18 protein-coding genes are annotated in these 18,521 nt (G+C 50.6%); 4 read left to right on the forward strand and 14 right to left on the reverse strand.

Translation table 11 applies throughout. The features are described from left to right. Positions 1–3 precede the first annotated feature (3 nt). A complete protein-coding gene (locus D328_RS0120630; RefSeq protein ID WP_018886939.1) occupies positions 4–1,296 on the reverse strand; it encodes a M20 family metallo-hydrolase in 1,293 nt (430 codons plus the stop codon). A 334-nt stretch (positions 1,297–1,630) separates the two neighbouring features. Between D328_RS0120630 and D328_RS30405 the strand changes: the two genes are divergently transcribed. Beyond that, positions 1,631–3,523: a PucR family transcriptional regulator gene (locus tag D328_RS30405; RefSeq protein ID WP_018886940.1), complete on the forward strand. Its 1,893-nt coding sequence runs from the start codon at positions 1,631–1,633 to the stop codon at positions 3,521–3,523. A gap of 118 nt (positions 3,524–3,641) precedes the next feature. Here the strand turns inward: D328_RS30405 and D328_RS0120640 are convergent, their stop codons facing one another. From D328_RS0120640 to D328_RS0120670, 7 genes are all read right to left on the reverse strand, one after another. Continuing rightward, positions 3,642–5,024, reverse strand: coding sequence for an aspartate aminotransferase family protein (locus D328_RS0120640; protein WP_018886941.1), 1,383 nt, complete (start codon positions 5,022–5,024; stop codon positions 3,642–3,644). Between the two features lie 226 nt (positions 5,025–5,250). Further along, a complete protein-coding gene (locus D328_RS0120645) occupies positions 5,251–6,132 on the reverse strand; it encodes a nitrilase-related carbon-nitrogen hydrolase (protein WP_018886942.1) in 882 nt (293 codons plus the stop codon). Between the two features lie 171 nt (positions 6,133–6,303). Next, a complete protein-coding gene (locus D328_RS0120650) occupies positions 6,304–7,380 on the reverse strand; it encodes an ABC transporter substrate-binding protein (RefSeq protein ID WP_018886943.1) in 1,077 nt (358 codons plus the stop codon). Between the two features lie 260 nt (positions 7,381–7,640). Further along, positions 7,641–8,495, reverse strand: coding sequence for an ABC transporter permease (locus D328_RS0120655; RefSeq protein WP_018886944.1), 855 nt, complete (start codon positions 8,493–8,495; stop codon positions 7,641–7,643). Positions 8,496–8,497: 2 nt separating this feature from the next. After that, complete coding sequence (locus tag D328_RS0120660; RefSeq protein WP_018886945.1) at positions 8,498–9,304, reverse strand: ABC transporter permease; 807 nt, start codon at positions 9,302–9,304, stop codon at positions 8,498–8,500. Continuing rightward, positions 9,301–10,089 (reverse strand): ABC transporter ATP-binding protein, encoded by a 789-nt coding sequence (locus D328_RS0120665; protein WP_018886946.1) that lies wholly within the window; start codon positions 10,087–10,089, stop codon positions 9,301–9,303. The genes D328_RS0120660 and D328_RS0120665 overlap by 4 nt, the downstream gene beginning before the upstream one ends. A 442-nt stretch (positions 10,090–10,531) precedes the next feature. Then, positions 10,532–11,371 carry a YitT family protein gene (locus D328_RS0120670; RefSeq protein WP_018886947.1) on the reverse strand — a complete coding sequence of 280 codons (840 nt, stop codon included), beginning with the start codon at positions 11,369–11,371 and terminating at the stop codon, positions 10,532–10,534. A 295-nt stretch (positions 11,372–11,666) separates the two neighbouring features. Between D328_RS0120670 and D328_RS0120675 the strand changes: the two genes are divergently transcribed. Together D328_RS0120675 and D328_RS0120680 are read left to right on the forward strand one after the other, a co-directional pair. Then, positions 11,667–12,026 (forward strand): TM2 domain-containing protein, encoded by a 360-nt coding sequence (locus tag D328_RS0120675; protein ID WP_018886948.1) that lies wholly within the window; start codon positions 11,667–11,669, stop codon positions 12,024–12,026. Further along, positions 12,023–12,490, forward strand: a complete 468-nt coding sequence (locus D328_RS0120680) for an NINE protein (RefSeq protein WP_018886949.1) — start codon at positions 12,023–12,025, stop codon at positions 12,488–12,490. The genes D328_RS0120675 and D328_RS0120680 overlap by 4 nt, the downstream gene beginning before the upstream one ends. 138 nt (positions 12,491–12,628) lie before the next feature. Here D328_RS0120680 and D328_RS0120685 read toward each other — a convergent pair whose 3' ends face one another. From D328_RS0120685 to D328_RS30410, 3 genes are all read right to left on the reverse strand, one after another. Beyond that, positions 12,629–12,841 (reverse strand): cold-shock protein, encoded by a 213-nt coding sequence (locus D328_RS0120685; RefSeq protein ID WP_018886950.1) that lies wholly within the window; start codon positions 12,839–12,841, stop codon positions 12,629–12,631. Between the two features lie 221 nt (positions 12,842–13,062). Beyond that, positions 13,063–13,263 (reverse strand): cold-shock protein, encoded by a 201-nt coding sequence (locus D328_RS0120690; RefSeq protein WP_018886951.1) that lies wholly within the window; start codon positions 13,261–13,263, stop codon positions 13,063–13,065. Positions 13,264–13,627: 364 nt separating this feature from the next. After that, the gene (locus D328_RS30410; protein ID WP_018886952.1) at positions 13,628–14,599 is read right to left on the reverse strand and encodes a C40 family peptidase; all 972 of its coding nucleotides are present in this window, start codon (positions 14,597–14,599) and stop codon (positions 13,628–13,630) included. Positions 14,600–14,808: 209 nt separating this feature from the next. Here D328_RS30410 and D328_RS0120700 point away from each other — a divergent pair, with 209 nt between their 5' ends. Continuing rightward, a complete protein-coding gene (locus D328_RS0120700) occupies positions 14,809–15,192 on the forward strand; it encodes an SHOCT domain-containing protein (protein WP_018886953.1) in 384 nt (127 codons plus the stop codon). Between the two features lie 762 nt (positions 15,193–15,954). Here D328_RS0120700 and D328_RS0120715 read toward each other — a convergent pair. From D328_RS0120715 to D328_RS0120725, 3 genes are all read right to left on the reverse strand, one after another. After that, complete coding sequence (locus D328_RS0120715) at positions 15,955–17,043, reverse strand: mechanosensitive ion channel family protein (protein WP_033413414.1); 1,089 nt, start codon at positions 17,041–17,043, stop codon at positions 15,955–15,957. 210 nt (positions 17,044–17,253) lie between these two features. Then, positions 17,254–17,811 (reverse strand): putative periplasmic lipoprotein, encoded by a 558-nt coding sequence (locus tag D328_RS0120720; protein ID WP_018886957.1) that lies wholly within the window; start codon positions 17,809–17,811, stop codon positions 17,254–17,256. A 133-nt stretch (positions 17,812–17,944) separates the two neighbouring features. Next, positions 17,945–18,520, reverse strand: coding sequence for an N-acetylmuramoyl-L-alanine amidase family protein (locus tag D328_RS0120725; RefSeq protein ID WP_018886958.1), 576 nt, complete (start codon positions 18,518–18,520; stop codon positions 17,945–17,947). Position 18,521 lies beyond the last annotated feature (1 nt).

Below are 18,521 nucleotides of genomic sequence, written 5' to 3' on the forward strand. Positions count from 1 at the left end.
GGGTTAAGCCTCCTTGTTCATGCCGGATACGAGCCGGCTATTCGTTGCAATGGGTTGGGAACATAGTCGGAGAGCCGTTCGATAGAGCAGCTCAGTCCCGACTGCAATATCTTCAGGGCTGGCGTATTCCGCTGGATTATGACTGATACCGTCCTTGCATCGGACAAAGATCATGCCGTAGTCACAGTAACGTGACATCTCCAGCGCATCATGGAACGGACCGCTCATCAGCTCAGGCAACTCCAGCTTCATCTCCTCAGCCGACTCGCGTATCGTACTCATAATGCGTTCAGCGCAGTAACGCGGTTCACTGACTGTATCCTCGCGTATAGTATATGTGAGCCCAAGTGAGCCTGTGGTGGTATCCATGAAGGAGCGTAGCTCTCGCTCCAACCGATCCCGACGCTCCATATCCATGTCTCGTAGATCCACGGTGAACCGGACGTGCTCCGGGATGATATTTCGGGAATCTGGCATGACCTGCAGCGAGCCCACCGTCGCGACCGTCGGGGCCTGCGGCTCCCGTGAGGCAAGCTCATGAAGATACTGGATAACCCGTGCCGCTCCAACAAGCGCATCCCTGCGCATGAACATCGGCACCGACCCGGCATGGCCAGCAAAGCCATACATATCTACCGTCCACCAGATCGGGCCTGAGATCCCTGTAACTACTCCGACCGAATGCCCTCCCGCTTCGAGGACAGGACCTTGCTCGATGTGTAGCTCGACATACGCTCTGACCGCCCCTGGAGCGTATTGGCTCTCCGCGAACCGCTCCGGATCGCCACCGAACGCAAGCAATGCTTCGCGGCGCGATATCCCATTTTTGTCCTCACGCTCCAGCTCCCCTTCCTCCAGGCGACCCAGAAGCCCCCTGACTCCGAACAATCCCTTATTGAAGCGACAGCCCTCTTCATCACTGAAGGCGACAACCTCCAGTGGTACATCCAGCGTAATTCCCTGCTCTTGCAGCACCTCTGCCACCTCCAGCGCACCGATGACACCCACAATACCATCGAAGCGCCCTGCATAAGGCTGAGTGTCGAGATGTGAACCCAGCATTACAGCTGGAGCGGATGCATCACGTCCTTCCAAGCGACCAATCACATTACCGAAGGCATCCATGTGCGTCTTCAGCCCCGCCTGCTCCATCCAGCCCATGACAACCTTCACAGCCTCCAGATCCTCAGGGGACATAGCCAGTCTGCATACCCCGGTGGGACTGATCTTACCAATGCGAGATAGTGCCTCGATTCGTTCCATCACTCGTTCCTGCTGAATGGCCCAGGTGTTCAACGATATCCCTCCTTTAGATAAGCGAGTAGGTAATCAAGTCAGATTTTGTTACACAAACAATCCAGAATACACGAATGATTTCTTCACACAACAACATTGATATATATACGATAAATATATTTCCCTTCGCAGTTATATATACTAACATGATATAATCCCAACTATAGATGAATAAGAATGCTTTAACATTAGACATGTTGTCAAAAGGAGTGCTGTAATTTGTTACATTCTTCAAGAATGTCCGTTTGGCTCAAGCGCTTGTGAAATCCTTACGTACCAACGACACTATTTAGGAAACGGGGTGCTGTAATTGGATTGGAGAGTTCTTTGTACCGTGGATGAGGCTTTGAACAGACCTGTGTTCCAGGGAGCATACCTGATTGCAGGTCAAGCAGGAACAACCCGGCCGATTCGGTGGGTTCACATTCTGGAGACGGAGCAATTCGATTCACTGATTCATGGCGGGGAAATGATTCTGACGACAGGTATAGGCATGCAAGCGGATATGCTGACCTTCATTAACAGGCTGATCCACAGCAATGCAGCGTGCCTCTGCGTAGAATTGGGGCTCCAATGTCCTGCGATCCCGGAGGACGTAATCGTCATGGCAAATGAGCAGCAATTTCCGCTCGTAGTATTCCCGCACACCGTCCGCTTCGTGGATATTACGCTGGATCTTCACTCTCTGCTCCTCACCGAGCAGCAGCGCAAGCGGAGGGAGCTGGAGCACATTACCCGCGAATTTCACCGCTTAACCCTGATGCCGCAGGGCAGTAGGAATGTTCTTCGCCTGCTCCACGAGAGTATCGGGCGCCCGCTTGTCTATCGCCCACTGGTGGGCAAAGCGATATTCCTGCCGGCCAATCTGGCCAAGGATCATCTCCATTGGCTTCAGATCATTGAGGAGTTCCACTGCACAGCAGCTCCTCTCTCTACAGAACAGATGGGTGTCATTCACGCACCAGTTCACACTAAAGAAGCATCCGGGCAGCAATCCACTATGGCTCTACCCACTCTTGCGATCCGTCCCATCGGTGCACTCGGGCAGACCTGGGCCCACCTCGCTTTCCTGCATCACGGCGATGATACAGCCGACGAGCTCAGCCTGCTCGACTCTGCCGCCTTATCCATTGCACAGGAGCTGCTCCGCAGCCATACGCTGGAGGATCGCCGCTGGTCCACCCACCAGCAATGGCTTCAAGAGCTGGTAGAAGGACAGATCCGGGACGAGCGTCAGTTAATGGGTATGATTGGCCCAGACTATCACGCCCTCAACGAGCGACCATATCGTATCGCGATCCTGGAGCACGAAGCCCCGAGCAGTAACATACGAGCTGACGTCAGCAGCAGCCTTTCGCAATTCGCTCCCTCTCTCCGCCATATTCTGGAGCAGGCCGGGTACCGATTGTGGATCACCGCCAGTCCCAACAGGGTTATCCTCTTCATCACCGACCCCCAGCTTCAGCACGACAAAGAAAGACTTTTGCAGACACTCTCAGGCATTACGGGCCCTAAAGGCACTACAGGCACGATCCGTAATACAGAACATAATAGGCATACAGATAGCATCAGCATCAGAGATACTACAGGCATCAGAAATAATACAAGCACGAGAGATACCACGAGCAGCATCACGTACAATGCGGAGAACGCCAGCATCGCGAATCCACGACAACGTATTAGCCCAAATAACCACTTAAGCTCATTTGCCGGGACGCCCACTTCACAGGCATTGCCGATGCAGATAGCAGCCTTGATCATTGGCGTCAGCCATGTGCATACAGGGCTTGCCGCAGCTACTGCAGCATATCAGGAAGGAGTACAGGCACTGAATCTGTACCCTTGTATTCGCCAACCACTACTGTTCTACGAGGATTTGGGTATTTTTCAGCTACTTCCACACTTGAACGATGGCCATACCTTACAGCGCTTTATCGCCTCCTACCTCGGACCACTCATCAGTCACGACGAGATCAAGGGTAGCGAGCTCCTGCTCACACTCAAGGTATATCTCGATAACGATGGCTCCAAGCAAATGGCTGCCCGGCAATTATTCATCGTCCGCCAATCCCTGTATTACCGCCTGGACAAAATCACCGAGCTGCTGGGAGCAGAGTTCATGCAGGCCGAGCACCGCCTCTCCATACAGGTTGCGATTCGAGCCTATCAGCTCCTGTATCCCGAGAAGCTCAAGCTTCCGAACCGTACCGCCTCTCTCCAACAATAGCCAGACATCATTGACATTTCAGATTACGAAGACTTCAACAGAAGACTTCGACAGGAGACTTCAACAAGAGACTTCAACAAGAGACTTCAACAAGAGACTTCAGAGAAGCTTGATTCACTCATGTCGCTTCACCCACAAGCCCATCAAGCCGACTGATACTCATAACCTGTAAAAGCGTCTGGATGATGAATTCCACATCCTCATCCGTGGAGGATAGAGGGGGCGCCAGCGTCAGCACGTTGTTAAATCCAGCGACGGTGTCTCCATTTTTGCCAATGATCAGCCCTCTTTGCTTACACTCAGCTATAATCCCTGTAATGACAGACAACGGGACTGGTTCCTTGGTCTGCTTATCCGTGACCAGCTCAATCCCGAGCATGAAGCCGAAGCAGCGTATATCACCTACGAGCGGATGATCATGGAGAGCAGCCAATCGCTGATGGAGACGCTCGCCGAGCAGCTGCGATCGTTCCACCAGTCGCTCTCTCTCCATGATCTCCAGATTACGCAGTGCCAGTGCACAAGCCGCAGGGTTGCCGCCGAACGTATTCACATGACGAAGGTGGCCGTGCAGCTCGGAATCCTTGAAGGCTTCATAGATCTCCTTGCGAACAGCAGTTGCCGATAGCGGAAGATAGCCGCTGGTCAGCCCCTTGGCCATCGTGATCACATCCGGGCGAATGCCGAAGTTCTGATGCCCGAACTTGCGGCCCGAGCGTCCGAATCCGCAGATCACTTCATCCATGATGAGCAGCACGCCATGACGCGTACAGATATCGCGGACCTTCTGTACATATGATGCCTCTGGCACCAGTAGGCCGCCACCCGTAATGACAGGCTCCATAATGACGGCCGCTACCGTCTCTGCCCCCTCCCAGATGATCATGTCCTCAACCGCCTGCGCACACTGCTCACTGAACTGCTCCAGTGTCAACCCTGCCGGGCGGCGGTAGCTGTCCGGAGGGCTCACATGCAGGAAGCCTCCCGCCAAGGGCTCATACTTGAACTTGCGCTGTGCCTGGCCCGTGGCGGACAGGGCGCCGAGCGAGCTGCCATGATACCCCCGGTATCTTGCAATGAATTTGTGCCGATAATGCTGTCCGATCTGTTGCTGATATTGACGGACTATTTTAAAAGCAACCTCATTGGCCTCTGATCCACTGTTGGAGAAGAAGATGACATAGTCCCCCTCCAGCCACTCATTCAGCTTCTCAGCTAGTTGAATCGCCGGCAGATGACTCTGGGTGAGTGGAAAATAAGGCAGAGCCGCCAGCTGATCATATGCAGCCTGAGCCAGCTCCGTTCTCCCGTACCCGACATTGACACACCACATGCCTGACATGCCATCCAGATATTTATTGCCCTCCAGGTCGGTAATCCATGAGCCTTCACCTCGAACGCCAACCATGGGACGGTGATCCTCCCGGTAAGGCAGGATGTTGTGCCACAGGTACTTGCGGTCCTTGTCTAACGCCTGCTCCATCTCGTCGGTTGCCTGCATCAGGTCGCTCATCTCCTTTTTTATATCCACGATTCTATACTTCTGCATCGATCCTCTAGCCAGCAAAAACTACGCCTGTCTTTCCACATGTGCGATACCCACGCGTTATCCTTCGATTTTCCATACGTCTATGCTCGTTCATCGAGCCACACTTCATTCTTATCTCAATCGGCGTAAGCCCATGATCTGTAAGCCTTACACCACCACAAGGCCCACAGACCACTCGCTATATACTGGATAGCTGCTGGTAGGTCTCGGGACGCCGATCCCTGTAGAACTGCCAGCTCTCTCGCACCTCGCGAATCAGCTTCTTGTTCATGTCTCCCAGCACGATCTCGGTATGATCCCGGCTACCCATGGCGACGAAGCTCCCGCGCGGGTCCACCAGATAGGACTGTCCATAGAATTCCCCCATACTCCAAGGGGCTTCGGTGCCCACCCGGTTAATGGCCGCAACGTAATATCCATTGGCTACCGCATGCGCTGGCTGCTCCAGCTTCCACAGATATTCCGATGTACCTGCGACAGTCGCCGACGGGTTGAAGACAATCTCCGCACCATTCAGCCCTAGCATTCTTGCACCCTCGGGAAAGTGACGATCATAGCAAATGTATACCCCTACTTTGGCATACGCCGTATCAAAGACGGGATATCCAAGGTTGCCCGGTTTGAAGTAATACTTTTCCCAGAAGCCCGCCACACCCTTCCCTGCCCCAACATGTGGAATATGATGCTTACGATACTTGCCCAGGTAGCTCCCATCTGCATCAATGACAGCTGCGGTGTTGTAATAGGTAGCGATACCCTCTCGCTCATAGACAGGCAGCACAATGACGACAGACAGTTCTTTGGCGAGCTCCTGAAAGCGGCGTACTGTGGGTCCTCCCGGAATCTCCTCGGCAGCCCCGTACCATTTAGAGATTTGCTCGGCGCAGAAGTAAGGTCCATAGAAAATCTCCTGTAGGCCGATAATCTTGGCCCCTTGGGCTGCAGCCTCACGAACCAGACTCTCATGCTGCTCCACTGCAGCTTGCTTGTGTGCTTCCACGGCTTCATCACCATGCAGTGGATGCATGGCCTGAATCATTCCGATTGTTACCGTATCCATGTGCAGCCTCCTTCGTCATTTCACTCTCGTTATGTCACCATCCAGCTATTTCGTCGTTTTTGCTTACTTTTCGCTACTCCTTACTTTTCGCTACTGCTGACTTTTCTCACCTAGACATCACTGATGAACCACTTGCCATTCTGTTTAAATAATATCCACCACGCCCACACCTTATGGCTTAGAAGCAAGCTCCATAATCTCATGGGTATAAGCTTTCTCCAGATCAGCAGGCTGCTTAATAACGCCGAATTGGTGGGCAATATCTGCCGTCTGCTTGAACATCGCATCATCAATCTGCCCCATGCGTGCAGCGTCCATCCCATTGGGCAAAATCAGCTTGGCAACCTCCTCCATCATCTTCAGCTGATGCTCTCTTGAGGTACTCCCTTGCTCTGCTTGCTTCATGACGATATCTACCGCCTCTTCCGGGTTATCGATCGCGTCCTTCCACCCCTTCAGGGATGCCCGAACGAACTTGGCGGCCGTCTCCTTGTTCCCCTCCAGCCAATCCCCGTTCGCGAACAGGTTATCCTCAAGCATCGCCACACCTTCATCATTCATGTCGATGACAATCAGTTCATCGGCGCTCACACCTTGCTCCAGCACTACCTGATATTCGTTGTAGGTCATAGCCGAGGCTGCATCCAGCTCGCCAGATATGAATTGATCCATCGTAAAGCCCTGCTTGGCAAATTCGAGATCCTTCGCTGGGTCAAGCTGATATTTGTCAAATAGAGCCAGCACCTCAAATTCGTTGCCACCCATCCAATTCCCTACCTTCTTACCCTTCAGCCCCACCGGGCTATCTATTCCAGAATCCTTCTTCGCGACCAGCACCAGCCCGCTCTTCTGGAAGATCTGTGCGATCTGAACAAGTGGCATCTCCTGCTCCTGATGCGCTAGCAGACTCGCCACCCAGTCCACACCGATATCCGCTGCACCACTCGCCACCTGCTGCTCTGGCACGATATCCGGGCCACCAGGCAGAATCTCGACCTGAAGCCCCTCTTCCTCATAGTAGCCTTTATCCAGAGCTACGAAGTATCCAGCGAACTGTGCCTGTGGCACCCACTTGAGCTGCAGCCTCACCTCGGCGGGCTGTGCTCGCGAGTCAGCACCGTCCGTTCCTTCCACAGCAATTCCGCTTCCTGCACCTCCGTTGCCTGCACATCCGGCAAGCATGAGCGTGAGCACCAGCACACCCAATCCGACCGCACGTGAGTAAGCACGTTGTACATGTTGGCCCATACGCTCTCCCCCTTATTTCTAAATACGATCACTTCACCGCAAGCAACAGCAGCATGCTGCAACAATCCCAGAAGTATTCTGCAGGGCAACCAACCATACTTCAAGGTTCTATCGCACCACTGAGATTCGTACACCAGAATTCGTACATTAGAACTCATACACACTAGAGTCCATACACACTAGAATTGATACAATGGAGTTCACACACCAAGGATCGATCACATCAAAAATTCTCAGTATACATAGCTCCACAGTCCCCCTCATGTGCGCTGGGAGGCATGCCAGCGCAAGAGTAGCCGCTCCAGGCTGTCAGCTAGCAGATAGAATGCAATACCTGCCAGTGCAGCAATGACGATACAGGCCCAGCCTAGCGGCATCTTGGCTACCTTGATCGAGTTGGACAACAGATACCCCAACCCCTTCGAGGAATAAAAGAATTCACCCACGATTGCTCCAATCATTGCGGCAGTCGTGTTGACCTTAAGTGCTGTCAGCACATAAGGAAGGCTATTGTAAATGCGTACATATCGAAAAATCTGCCAACGACTCGCCGCATTCGCCTGCATGAAATCCATCGCCAGCGGATCTACCGCGGTCAGCCCCTTGTAGGCACCTACCGCCATGGCAGCCATTGTCGTCACAGATACAATGGCCATCCGCGAGCCCATCCCATCCCCGAACCATAGGTTCGTAATCGGGGCAAGCGCCACAATTGGTACAGCATTCAGAGCAGCCACCAACCATACGCCACCACTCCCCCACCTTGGCCAGAAGGTCGCACAGACAGCTATAATCAATCCCAAGGAAGAGCCAACCGCTAGGCCCAGCACCGCTTCACTCAGCGTATAACCTGCATAAGCAAGCAGTAGCGCGGCATTCTCATATGCAGCCTGCGCGATGGTTGAAGGCAAGGGCAACTGATACGTACGAAGATTCAATACGTCATGCACCACTCGACCCTGCCAGAGCACCAAGAACAGAATACCTGCCACTAGGGGAAGAAGCAGGCTTCGTATCGACTCAATACTGCGAGCGCTCCTTGGACGCCGTAGCGGAGCAGCTCCTACCTCCATCTGTGGCGACGGCCATCCTGCCTCTGCGGCATCTCCCTTCATCCTCATGCACCTCCTCTGCGCAAATCAGGCTGCCAGGGAGCCACCCGCCGCTCAAGCCAGCTAATGAACAGATAGCTCGCTACCCCAAGCACAGCTCCAGTCATGACCGTACACCAGAACATATAGGCATGTGACGGTCCATAGTAGAGATTCCGCAGCATAATGACACCAATCCCACGACGCGCACCCATCAGCTCTACTAGAATGGCTCCCGTTACCGCTAGTGGAGCCGCAATCTTAAGACCGTTGAACATGGCCGGCAGTGCCGCAGGCACACGCAGCTTCACATACACCTGCCAAGGCTTGGCTGCACAGGAAGCCATTAATTCAAGCTCAGTCGGAGACACACTCCTGAGTCCCTTGAGCATATTCAACGTCACAGGGAAGAAGGTAATATAGCCAGCAATCAGAACGCGTGCGATGTTCTCATCACGGACAATACCATAGAGAATCGGGGCAAGACCTAGCACGGGAATCATCTGCGAGGCCACCGCATAAGGAAGAGCTGCCTGCTCGATCCAGCGGGACATACTCATGACTACAGCCAGTAGAATGCCCCCCACGGCTCCCAGAAGGAAGCCCCAAGTCGCATTCAAGAGTGTAATTCCGCCCTCCTTGAATAGCGTTGGGTAATAGCGCGATAGCTCAGCTACCAATTCATGAATGTAAGGGAGTTTGGACTGGGCCAGCGGAGTCTGCACGATATGGAGCAGCATCCAGGAAGCAGACTGCCACAATATAAACAGCGCGGTCAGCCACATCAGCGCAGGCAGCAGACGCCCATGCACACGCAGCACACCATCCTTCACACGGACACCTCCCCAAAGCAGCTTCGAACACGGGAAATCAGGTTATAAAATTCCGGGGTGCTTCGCATATCCGGAGTACGAGGTCTAGGGAGAGGAATATCAATGACGGCAGCAAGTCGACCGGGGTGGGGACTGAGGACGAAGACGCGGTCGGAAAGGAAGATGGACTCGGCTATGCTATGGGTTACGAATACTACCGTATTCCCCACCTGATTCCAGATAGCAAGAAGCTCTTCATTCAGCCGTTCACGCACGAACTCGTCGAGCGCGGAGAAGGGCTCATCCATCAGTAGAATTTCCGGCTCTGTGGACAGGGCCCTTGCGATCGCTGCTCGTTGCTGCATCCCACCACTTAGCTGCCAGGGGTAGTGATTGCCAAAGGAGCCCAGCCCCACCAGACTCAACAGCTCATCAGCCCTGCGATACCGCTCCGCCTTCCCTATCCCGCCCATCTCCAATGGGAGGGCGATATTGTCTCGTACCTTGCGCCAGTCATAGAGCACAGGATTCTGAAAGACAATGCCATATTTGTGCGCCAGCCGCGCCTCGGTAGCAGAGCCTCCTGCAATCAGCACCTCGCCGGAGGTGGGCTGTTGAAGATCAGCCATGATGCGTAGCAGTGTGGTCTTTCCGCACCCAGAGGGACCGAGCAGAGATACGAATTCACCTTTACCTACACTCAGACTAACCTCCTGTAATGCCAGCACTTCCTTCTGATCACTCTGGTACTTCATCGTCACACGATCCATTACAATTTCAGGAGCCATGCCCTCTGACCGATTCAACAGGAGTCCTCCTTTCTCCAGCTGCAATTACATATGTGTTTGCTTTTCTTACATTGTATAGAACAACATATCCCACTTCATTAGACAGCAAGTCAAAAATACAGCCCCTTGGCCAGTCACATTGTCTAGTCCCTTCTGATGCAAAGCATTGATGGGTTATATCTCGGTGTTTTTATATAACATTGGCCGATATATAGCTGTTATATAGTTCTAGTAAACCTCTGTTTGGAATAGAGGATACTGTGGTGAATCCAAGCGATGCAGTAGATGCCTCAATCCACATGCAAAAGAACCCCACCGCCTAATAGCAGAAGGGTCCATCCTTTTATCTTGCTTTTATCTTGCTTTTATCTTGCTTTTATCTTGCTTTTATCTTGCTTTTATTTCGCTCTATTAGTTTGCTCTTATACTTTGCCCTGCCCACACTGATTCCCCAGTAAGCTCAGGAATTCTGAAGATCCACAAAGCCCTTACCGAATACATCCCGCACATCATGAATCGTTATGAAGGCCTCATGATCTGTCGCCTTTACAATTTTCTTAAGCATAGCAATCTCTTGCTTACTCACTACAATATATAGAATGTCCATGGAAGACTTTGTGTAATATCCGCGACCACTTAGCACCGTCACGCCCCGATCCATCTGCTTATTCACCATTTCGGCAATCCGGTCCTGCTCCTTGGATATAATCGTCACCGCTTTGGTCGGATTCAAGCCTGCAATCACGAACTCCATGACCTTAGTCGCAATGAATAGCATAATAATGGTGAACATCAACCGCTCAGGTCCAATTATGAAATAAGAGGAAGCCGCAACGAGCACATCGCAGAATAGCAGTGCATAGCTAATATTCCAATCCCAGTATTTATTCATGAACTTCGCTATAATGACTGTCCCTGCTGTCGTGCCTCCTACCCGCACAATCAATCCGATGCCCAGTCCGATAATCGCACCACCAAAGATCGCGTTCACCATCAGATCACTGGAAACAATCCGCCACCCTTCCGTCAGATGAAGGAACAACGAATGAAAGGAGACTGCAAGCACAGTGTATACGACTGTCCGCTTCGGAAGGAATCGGTAGCCCAGCGCCAGCAGCAGCATATTGATAATCAGGCTCGTCCAGCCTGGCGACCATTCCAGCAAATAATACAAAATAATCGTAACCCCTACCACGCCACCTTCGCCAAATTCATGGGGAATGATGAATACATTAATTCCAAGCGCAAAAGCAAGGGCGCCCACCATAATGATCAATACATCTGTAATTGTTCTTCTCATGCGTTACAGCCTACTCTCCCGAATTGTTCTATGAGCATGACCCGGGAAAGCCTATCACTTCGTGTCATGACCACACCTACATCTAATCATGGATCGCCAAACCTCTCAAGCAGTTGTGCTACCATGCTAACAGTTTAACCGATTAAAGGAGCCGTCCCCCTTGAGCCCAGCAACAGAAGGGAAACGTTACAGGAGACCCATTTTTGTGTAAAATCCCCAAAGAGTATCGTCATCCCTTCCATTATCTGATATCATTGAGTTGTTTCCATTGATATTGGTACGGGAGGTATTCGCATTGAATTTGTACAACATCAGCAAGAAGAGCCAAATGGATGCACGTGAACTGATGCTGCTGGATTCTGAGCTGAAGCGTCAGGGCAAGAATATGGTCGTAGCTTATATTCTATGGTATTTCCTTGGCATATTCGGGGGCCATCGCTTCTATATGGGCAAGACGGGCAGCGCCGTTGCGCAACTGATCCTGAGTCTTACTCTCGTGGGCACAATCGTTACTGGAGTTTGGTGGATCGTGGATGCATTTCTGCTTCACACCTGGGTCCGTGATCATAATGCGGTGGTTGAGGACCGCTTAATTGACGAGATCTCGATGCAACAAGGCTCCTATCCTCCTCCGCCACCATCACCTTACTTATGAAGCTGAGTCGGAGTGATCTGACGGTCAATGAGCTGCTGATCCTCAACGGGGCCCTGAGAGATCATGAGAAATCACTTGCTTTGGGGTATCTGATGCTCATTGGTGGTCATTTGGGTGTCCATCGTTTTTATGTCAAGAGAATCGCAACCGGCATTATTCAGCTGATTCTGTTCATCCTTGCTTTGATTAGCTATGTGGTGCTCGTGATCTCGATGGAGTTCGTCGAGACCACACAAAGCGGATTTGCATGGTTCCTAGGAAGTCTGATACCACTGCTACTATTCGGTGGTGCTCTGACCATCTGGGTCATCGTGGATTTGTTCTTGCTGCCAGGCATGATTCGCAATTGGAATGCCAAGGTTGAGGAAGATATTCTACGGGAAATCTACCAGCATCGGCTGAACACACAGACCCATGCGGGGCCAGAGAACGGGTATACGCCAGCACCCCAAAGTCCTTTGTGACCAGTATCAGCAGATAGATCATGCAAAAGAGCCTTCAAGCGCACGTAAGTGTACTTGAAGGCTCTTTAAGTATATATAGCAATGCGCTCAGACGCCGTATAACTCCAAATGGATAATAGCTATAAGCGGAAGATAGTTCTAGTGCTTGTTATTGCTAAAGCTGTTATTTACGAGCACGCAAAGCTTCTTCTCGCCTTTTTCCATAGGTGAGCCGCAAAGAGAACAAGAAGGCTGTACGTCGAAGGAGAAGTTATCTCTCATCCACCCATTACAGCTCTCGCTGGTACAAGACCAGACCACTGTAATTTCTTCTATCGTCTCTTCCATAGGTTTTTTGCGCGAATTGTACATGAACGTCCCCTCTTTCCTCAAGATAAAATGTAATGAAGAAGAAAACTCGTTTAACGTACGGCTTTGCTCTGCAACTAAGAAAGACATCCCTTGATGTCCTTCGCAGAAGAAAGATCGCGTTAGGCGATGCTTATTCTTACAAGATTGGAAGACAAATCTCGGATGTCTATAGTCTCGTTAAAAAAAATGCCCCAAACAAAGTTCGGGGCAGCATGGCAGAATTACAGTTTTACAACGTTCTCAGCTTGTGGTCCGCGGCTTCCTTCAACTACGTTGAACTCAACGCGTTGGCCTTCGTCCAAAGTTTTGAAACCGTCGCCTTGGATTGCGCTGAAGTGTACGAATACATCGTTTCCACCTTCAACTTCGATGAATCCAAAACCTTTTTCTGCGTTAAACCATTTTACTGTTCCTGTTTGCATGGGAACACCTCCAAAATTTATATACATGACCTTTATTTTTATTCAAAATAAAAATTCACATATTGCACAAGGTTATGCCTCAAAAATAATAACCCTCTACAATATGCGAATTCGCTAATTCAGGTCACATTTCTTAGCTCTTATTATAGCACAGCTTCAGTCGAATTACCAGCTATCTGCGCAGTATATTTCTAAATTTTGTTTGTTTTAGCACAGCATACAAATCAAAGGGAGGCGGCATGGCAGTCGCTGCTTTTGAAGGACACTGCCCTGCCTCCTCCCTTAATGCTTCCCCTTTCATGTCACATCTATACATGATAATCAGGTTTACCAGCCAACTTTATTCACGCCTTCTTGCCCAGCGTTAATCCAGCACCCGTCTGGCGAACAAAAATCTTCCCTTCCAGTAATCATCCAGCTCACTCACGGTGACACCAGGATCACCATACGTCTGGAGAATCCGATTGTTGCCCGCATAGATCCCCACATGCCCGACGGTGTTGTTGCTGTCATAGCGACCCGGGGTGTAGAAGAACAGCAGATCTCCCGTCTTCAGCTCCCCAAGCTGCACTCGCCGTCCAACTCCTGCCTGCGAGATGGAGGTACGTGGCAGCTCAACACCAAAATGTGAGAACACGTATTGTACAAAAGAGGAGCAGTCGAACGTGCGTTTATCGCTATAATCTCCTGCACCAAATTCATACGGAGTGCCCATGAACTTCTTCCCGTAGGAGATAAGCTCCTGCTTCTCAGCCTCAGTATCCAGACTAGATCCACCACGTGACATGGCCCCCATACGACCATCCGCCCCAGAATACGGGAGTCCCGGGAGACTCTGACTGCGTATACGAGCTCCTGCACTCTGAGGCTCTACAACGATTGAAGCCCGTGATGCATCCCAGTGCATAGGAGTATTCAGCAAAGCCGACATCGCCTGCACCGTCAGATGTGGGGTACCCCCTAACATGCGAGGTGCATGTGGCAGTTCCACCGTCTGATCACCTGTTCGGGCTGATGGAGTATTCATTTGCACCGTATAATTCGGATCTGTAGCCCCGATGATGTAGTGGTCTCCAGTCTGATGCAGCTTCATATTCATCGCCTGTACTGTAGGCTGGAGCGGTACCCATATACGCCCGGCCTGATCTTTATAAACATTCAGCTTATGCGCTCCTGCCTTGCCTGCCAGCCTTAGCTGAGCTGATTCAGCGACTGGTGAGGATGTATGCACGAGGTCCTTGCGAAAAGCTTGATCCATACAACCAGCAACCGATAACAATAGAGCTGTCCCTAATATCGTAATTCCCATCCAGCGCCCCAACTCACGATAGTTCATACACGCGTTAACTCCTTTTCCAATTCAGATATGGTTAGGATGAACGCAAGTACACGTTTTATGCGTCTCTTTTCAGTTGTTTTTTATCCCCGTTTCATCTAATCCTAAGGTTGGGTAGGTATAGTAACGATATGAACAAGACAACCCCGAATCCAATGTCCCAATGATCAACGTAAGAGTAATGATAGGACGGGGAGAAGGAGAGTTCTATGAATCTGAAAAGACTATTATTATTTAGCACCCTTGCCTTGGCACTTGCCCTTGGTGAGACACAGGGAAGCACTGCTCAGGCCAAGACCGCCGAGCCTTTGACCGACGCCAGCACCACGGTATCTGCCAGCAGAGATCTGGTTCAAATATTGAAGTTAAGATCGGATGAAGAGCTGTACTACGAATTGTATGATGGAAAGACATTAGCTGACATCGCTGATCGTCAGGGTGCAGATGTACAACAGGTTATTGATCATCAGGTAAATGAGCTGGCCGAACAGCTGAAGCAACGTCTTCACAACGGCGAAATTACACAGGAGCAATACGAGGCACATATGCAGGAGCTGCAGGAAGTCATCACCAACAGTGTATATGGACTGTAACTTCCCCCACACATAGCAAGAGGTGATCCCGGTCAACTGGTCGTTGAACGCGGATCACCTCTCTACAGACACCTACATACCTAAACGTATAATATTTTCCCCCTAAGAGATCGAACATCTGAATTGCCACTGTCTCTTCACTCATTCACTCATCCGCACCTATGCTAACTACATCTAAAATTCCTTCTTCATCATTGAATAGGAACGAACAAGCAATAACAAGCTGACAGCAACCAGGAGGAGCATGTTAATGGTCCTGTAACTTATCGAAAAACCAACCATCATCAGTAACAGCACAATCGAAGCAATGAACTGTACTTTGGCATAGCTCAATTCTTTCTTATATATTATTCGCCCAATCCATTGGATTGCAACAATTCCGATGAGCCCATAGATAAGCCAAAATGTTAGCATAAGTAGAATGGCTAGAGTCATCACCCTCACGTACACCCCTCTTCGGATTTTGAACTTCGGCGAATCCCTAAATGCAGGAAATTAGGAGGCCTCTCGACGAATTAGACAACCCAGCTAATGCATAAGGATAACCTAAAATAGCAGAGGTGAAGAATGGACCAAAATTTCAAGATATATGTGATCACTTCCTCCGATATCAAACGCTTCATTATCATGGAGATGGTAGTCGGGTCAATCACTTATTCTATCGCTATGCATTTTCTCCATAACGCCATTCTGGCTGGGATCGGAAGCTGGGCCGGAACAGAGGGCATCAAGAGAATAAGAGTTCTAATACCGCTCTGAGGATTACTCAGCCGAGTACCTCTGATGGAGTGGCGATGCTGCCTCCTCGACATACAGCCTTCTGGATGGATAAGCAAGTCGCACCCCTTCCTCCTCCAGAATCTGCAGGATCATGAAATTCATCTCTTGCCGGACAGCCAGATGCTCTGCCCACACAGTCGATTTCGTGAAAAAGTACAGCAAAATTCCCAGGCTACTCTCCTGAAAATCGGTGAACCGCACCATGATCATCGCCGGGTCGATCTTCTCATCGGTTCGAAGCGCCTGATCGATCCGCGTCACAGCTCGCTCTAAAGCCTTGCGATCCGTATCGAGGGCAACTCCTAACGTAAAAGTAATGCGTCGTTTCCCCATTCGACTCCAATTCGTGATCGGCTGATCCGCCAGAGTAGCGTTGGGCACGGTTACGACAGAATCTGCGAAGGTACGTATCTTGGAGCTGCGGAAGGTAATATCCTCGACAACTCCTTCAATACTGGGTGTCATAATCCAGTCCCCTTTGGAAAAGGGCTTCTCCAAAATAATAACTACGCCTGCCAGCATATTGCCCAGGGTCTCCTTAGCTGCGAGCGCTACGGCCAGACTGCCCAGCCCCATGCCTGCTACGAGGCCATTGATACTGAAGCCCCATTCGGCCCCGATGGCCGTAACCATCAGTACAATGACAACAAAACGCAGCAGCTTGGACAAGAAGGGAATCAGCATGCTGCTCTCATCTATACCAATTCTTCGACTAATCCCTTCCAACAGCGCGGAGGAGGAGGCCGTCATATTGTAGATTCCCCACCCAACCAGGAAGATGCCGATACTTCGACTAACCCGGTTCAGTCCCCACATCCAGCCCCACTCAGCGGGTACGAAATAACGAATCGCAAGGTACACTCCAATTAGTACGAAGAGATTACGCAAAGGCTTCTCAAAGGCCTCAGCCCACTTGAGGATTCCACCATTCGTATTCAGTCGACGTCGCAGCAGAGAAAACAGATAGCTCGTAAAGAGCTTACGAAATAATAGAAATAACAACAGGATGCCTACCGATACTCCAGCATCGATCCATCTGATCTCGTCAAAAAAGTGAAAGATAGTATTCATGATAATCAGCAACCCCCTCCTTCAAAAAAAATAAAGGGTCAGTGTATCATATCATCACAGCACTTGTCGAATAGGACAAAGAGCAGGCATCAGGGACCGAGCTTTAACTAGATCCACCTTAACGGATCTACCTTAGCCGGACTCCCCATTGCTATGCTCTGAAGCGTGATGACCGACGGGGGGCTCCATGTAAGCTAATTATGTTTTAGTCTAATTGGTTAGTAATCCATCAAACTGCCAGGCTCCGTCCCCTGACCGAACGAACTGAAAGTTAAGTGCCGCATTTCCCTCTGCACCTTTAGTTGTAGACACTCTTGCCATAAACAGTACCGCACGACTCTCATCCGTCTGTTCGAAGCCACGGAATTCCAGCTCAGCCAGGCCAAGACCGCTCAGAAGTGCAACTTCAGTTGGGGCTTCGGTCGGGGCTTGCTCATTACGAACAATAAGCATATTCTTATCTTGAGATACCTCTACATTGCTAGAGGATACAGAAGCGATATAATCATAGTCCTTATCATCCATTGCGGTGATCAGCCGGAAGGTCATATTCAGTGTCTCTCTCAGGGCACCATCAACAGCCTTGTCAGCTTCCTTGCTCTGCTCCAGTTGCTCCTGCAGCATGGCATTATCCTGTTGGAGCTGCTCCAGAGCGGCTGTATCAGCCCCCTCTGCTGGCTGGCTACCAGTCGGCTCAGACGAAGACCCCGCATTACTACATGCAGACAACAATACGACTAAAAATAGCATAATAAGATTTTTCTTCATTATATACCTCCTTTTTCTAGGGATATTTTAACATACGAGCATAAGAAAAAGGATTAAGAACTCGTAAGTTCTTAATCCTTTTTCTTATTTTGTACCTCCGCCACGTTTGTTCCGACTGCTTCAAAGCTGTGGTCTATTCAATAGGTGGCAGCGTATTAACGAAGCTTCTGATACCGCTCGCAATCGCCTGTGCACACTTCTGCTTGTTCGCTACCAATGTGCTGCGATCAGAAGCGGTATCAATGAACAGTAGCTCCGGCAGAATCGCCCAAGCCTTAGTGTTCTTGGGATCAATGACGTAGATGTTATCGCCGCCCCGCCCGCTAGGTGCCTTCTTCACTCCACGGTTAGCTTTACCCAGAGAGCCTACCAGAGCATTATTCACGTATCTCGCCAGCGATGCTGTGTTACTGCTTGCGTTATCGTGAATCCATGTCTCGAACCCTGTTCCACCGCCCGCATTCACATGGAGACTCACGAAGATCGACGCCCCAAAATCATTAGAAGCCTTGGAGCGAGCGGCTAGCTGCGGAAAAGTATCCGTCGTACGGCTCATTTGCACCGTAGCACGCGATTTTTCAAGCTCTGTTTTCAGAAACTTTCCGACTTCCAGTACGATATCTGCTTCCTCATAACCCCCACCGACTGCACCTGGATCAGAACCCCCGTGACCTGGATCAATAAAAATTTTGTACCCTTTGAGTGGCATA

The sequence above is a fragment of the Paenibacillus massiliensis 2301065 = DSM 16942 genome (genome assembly GCF_000377505.1).
In the GTDB taxonomy this organism is placed as follows: domain Bacteria; phylum Bacillota; class Bacilli; order Paenibacillales; family Paenibacillaceae; genus Paenibacillus; species Paenibacillus massiliensis.

Excerpts from the sequence above, each read along its gene's own strand:
- D328_RS0120640 (WP_018886941.1), bottom strand. The coding sequence starts at position 5,024 with ATGCAGGCAACCGACGAGATGGAGCAGGCGTTAGACAAGGACCGCAAG.
- D328_RS0120645 (WP_018886942.1), bottom strand. The coding sequence starts at position 6,132 with ATGGATACGGTAACAATCGGAATGATTCAGGCCATGCATCCACTGCAT.
- D328_RS0120650 (WP_018886943.1), bottom strand. The coding sequence starts at position 7,380 with ATGGGCCAACATGTACAACGTGCTTACTCACGTGCGGTCGGATTGGGT.
- D328_RS0120655 (WP_018886944.1), bottom strand. The coding sequence starts at position 8,495 with ATGAAGGGAGATGCCGCAGAGGCAGGATGGCCGTCGCCACAGATGGAG.
- D328_RS0120670 (WP_018886947.1), bottom strand. The coding sequence starts at position 11,371 with ATGAGAAGAACAATTACAGATGTATTGATCATTATGGTGGGCGCCCTT.
- D328_RS0120680 (WP_018886949.1), top strand. The coding sequence starts at position 12,023 with ATGAAGCTGAGTCGGAGTGATCTGACGGTCAATGAGCTGCTGATCCTC.
- D328_RS0120685 (WP_018886950.1), bottom strand. The coding sequence starts at position 12,841 with ATGTACAATTCGCGCAAAAAACCTATGGAAGAGACGATAGAAGAAATT.
- D328_RS0120690 (WP_018886951.1), bottom strand. The coding sequence starts at position 13,263 with ATGCAAACAGGAACAGTAAAATGGTTTAACGCAGAAAAAGGTTTTGGA.
- D328_RS30410 (WP_018886952.1), bottom strand. The coding sequence starts at position 14,599 with ATGAACTATCGTGAGTTGGGGCGCTGGATGGGAATTACGATATTAGGG.
- D328_RS0120700 (WP_018886953.1), top strand. The coding sequence starts at position 14,809 with ATGAATCTGAAAAGACTATTATTATTTAGCACCCTTGCCTTGGCACTT.
- D328_RS0120715 (WP_033413414.1), bottom strand. The coding sequence starts at position 17,043 with ATGAATACTATCTTTCACTTTTTTGACGAGATCAGATGGATCGATGCT.
- D328_RS0120720 (WP_018886957.1), bottom strand. The coding sequence starts at position 17,811 with ATGAAGAAAAATCTTATTATGCTATTTTTAGTCGTATTGTTGTCTGCA.
- D328_RS0120725 (WP_018886958.1), bottom strand. The coding sequence starts at position 18,520 with ATGCCACTCAAAGGGTACAAAATTTTTATTGATCCAGGTCACGGGGGT.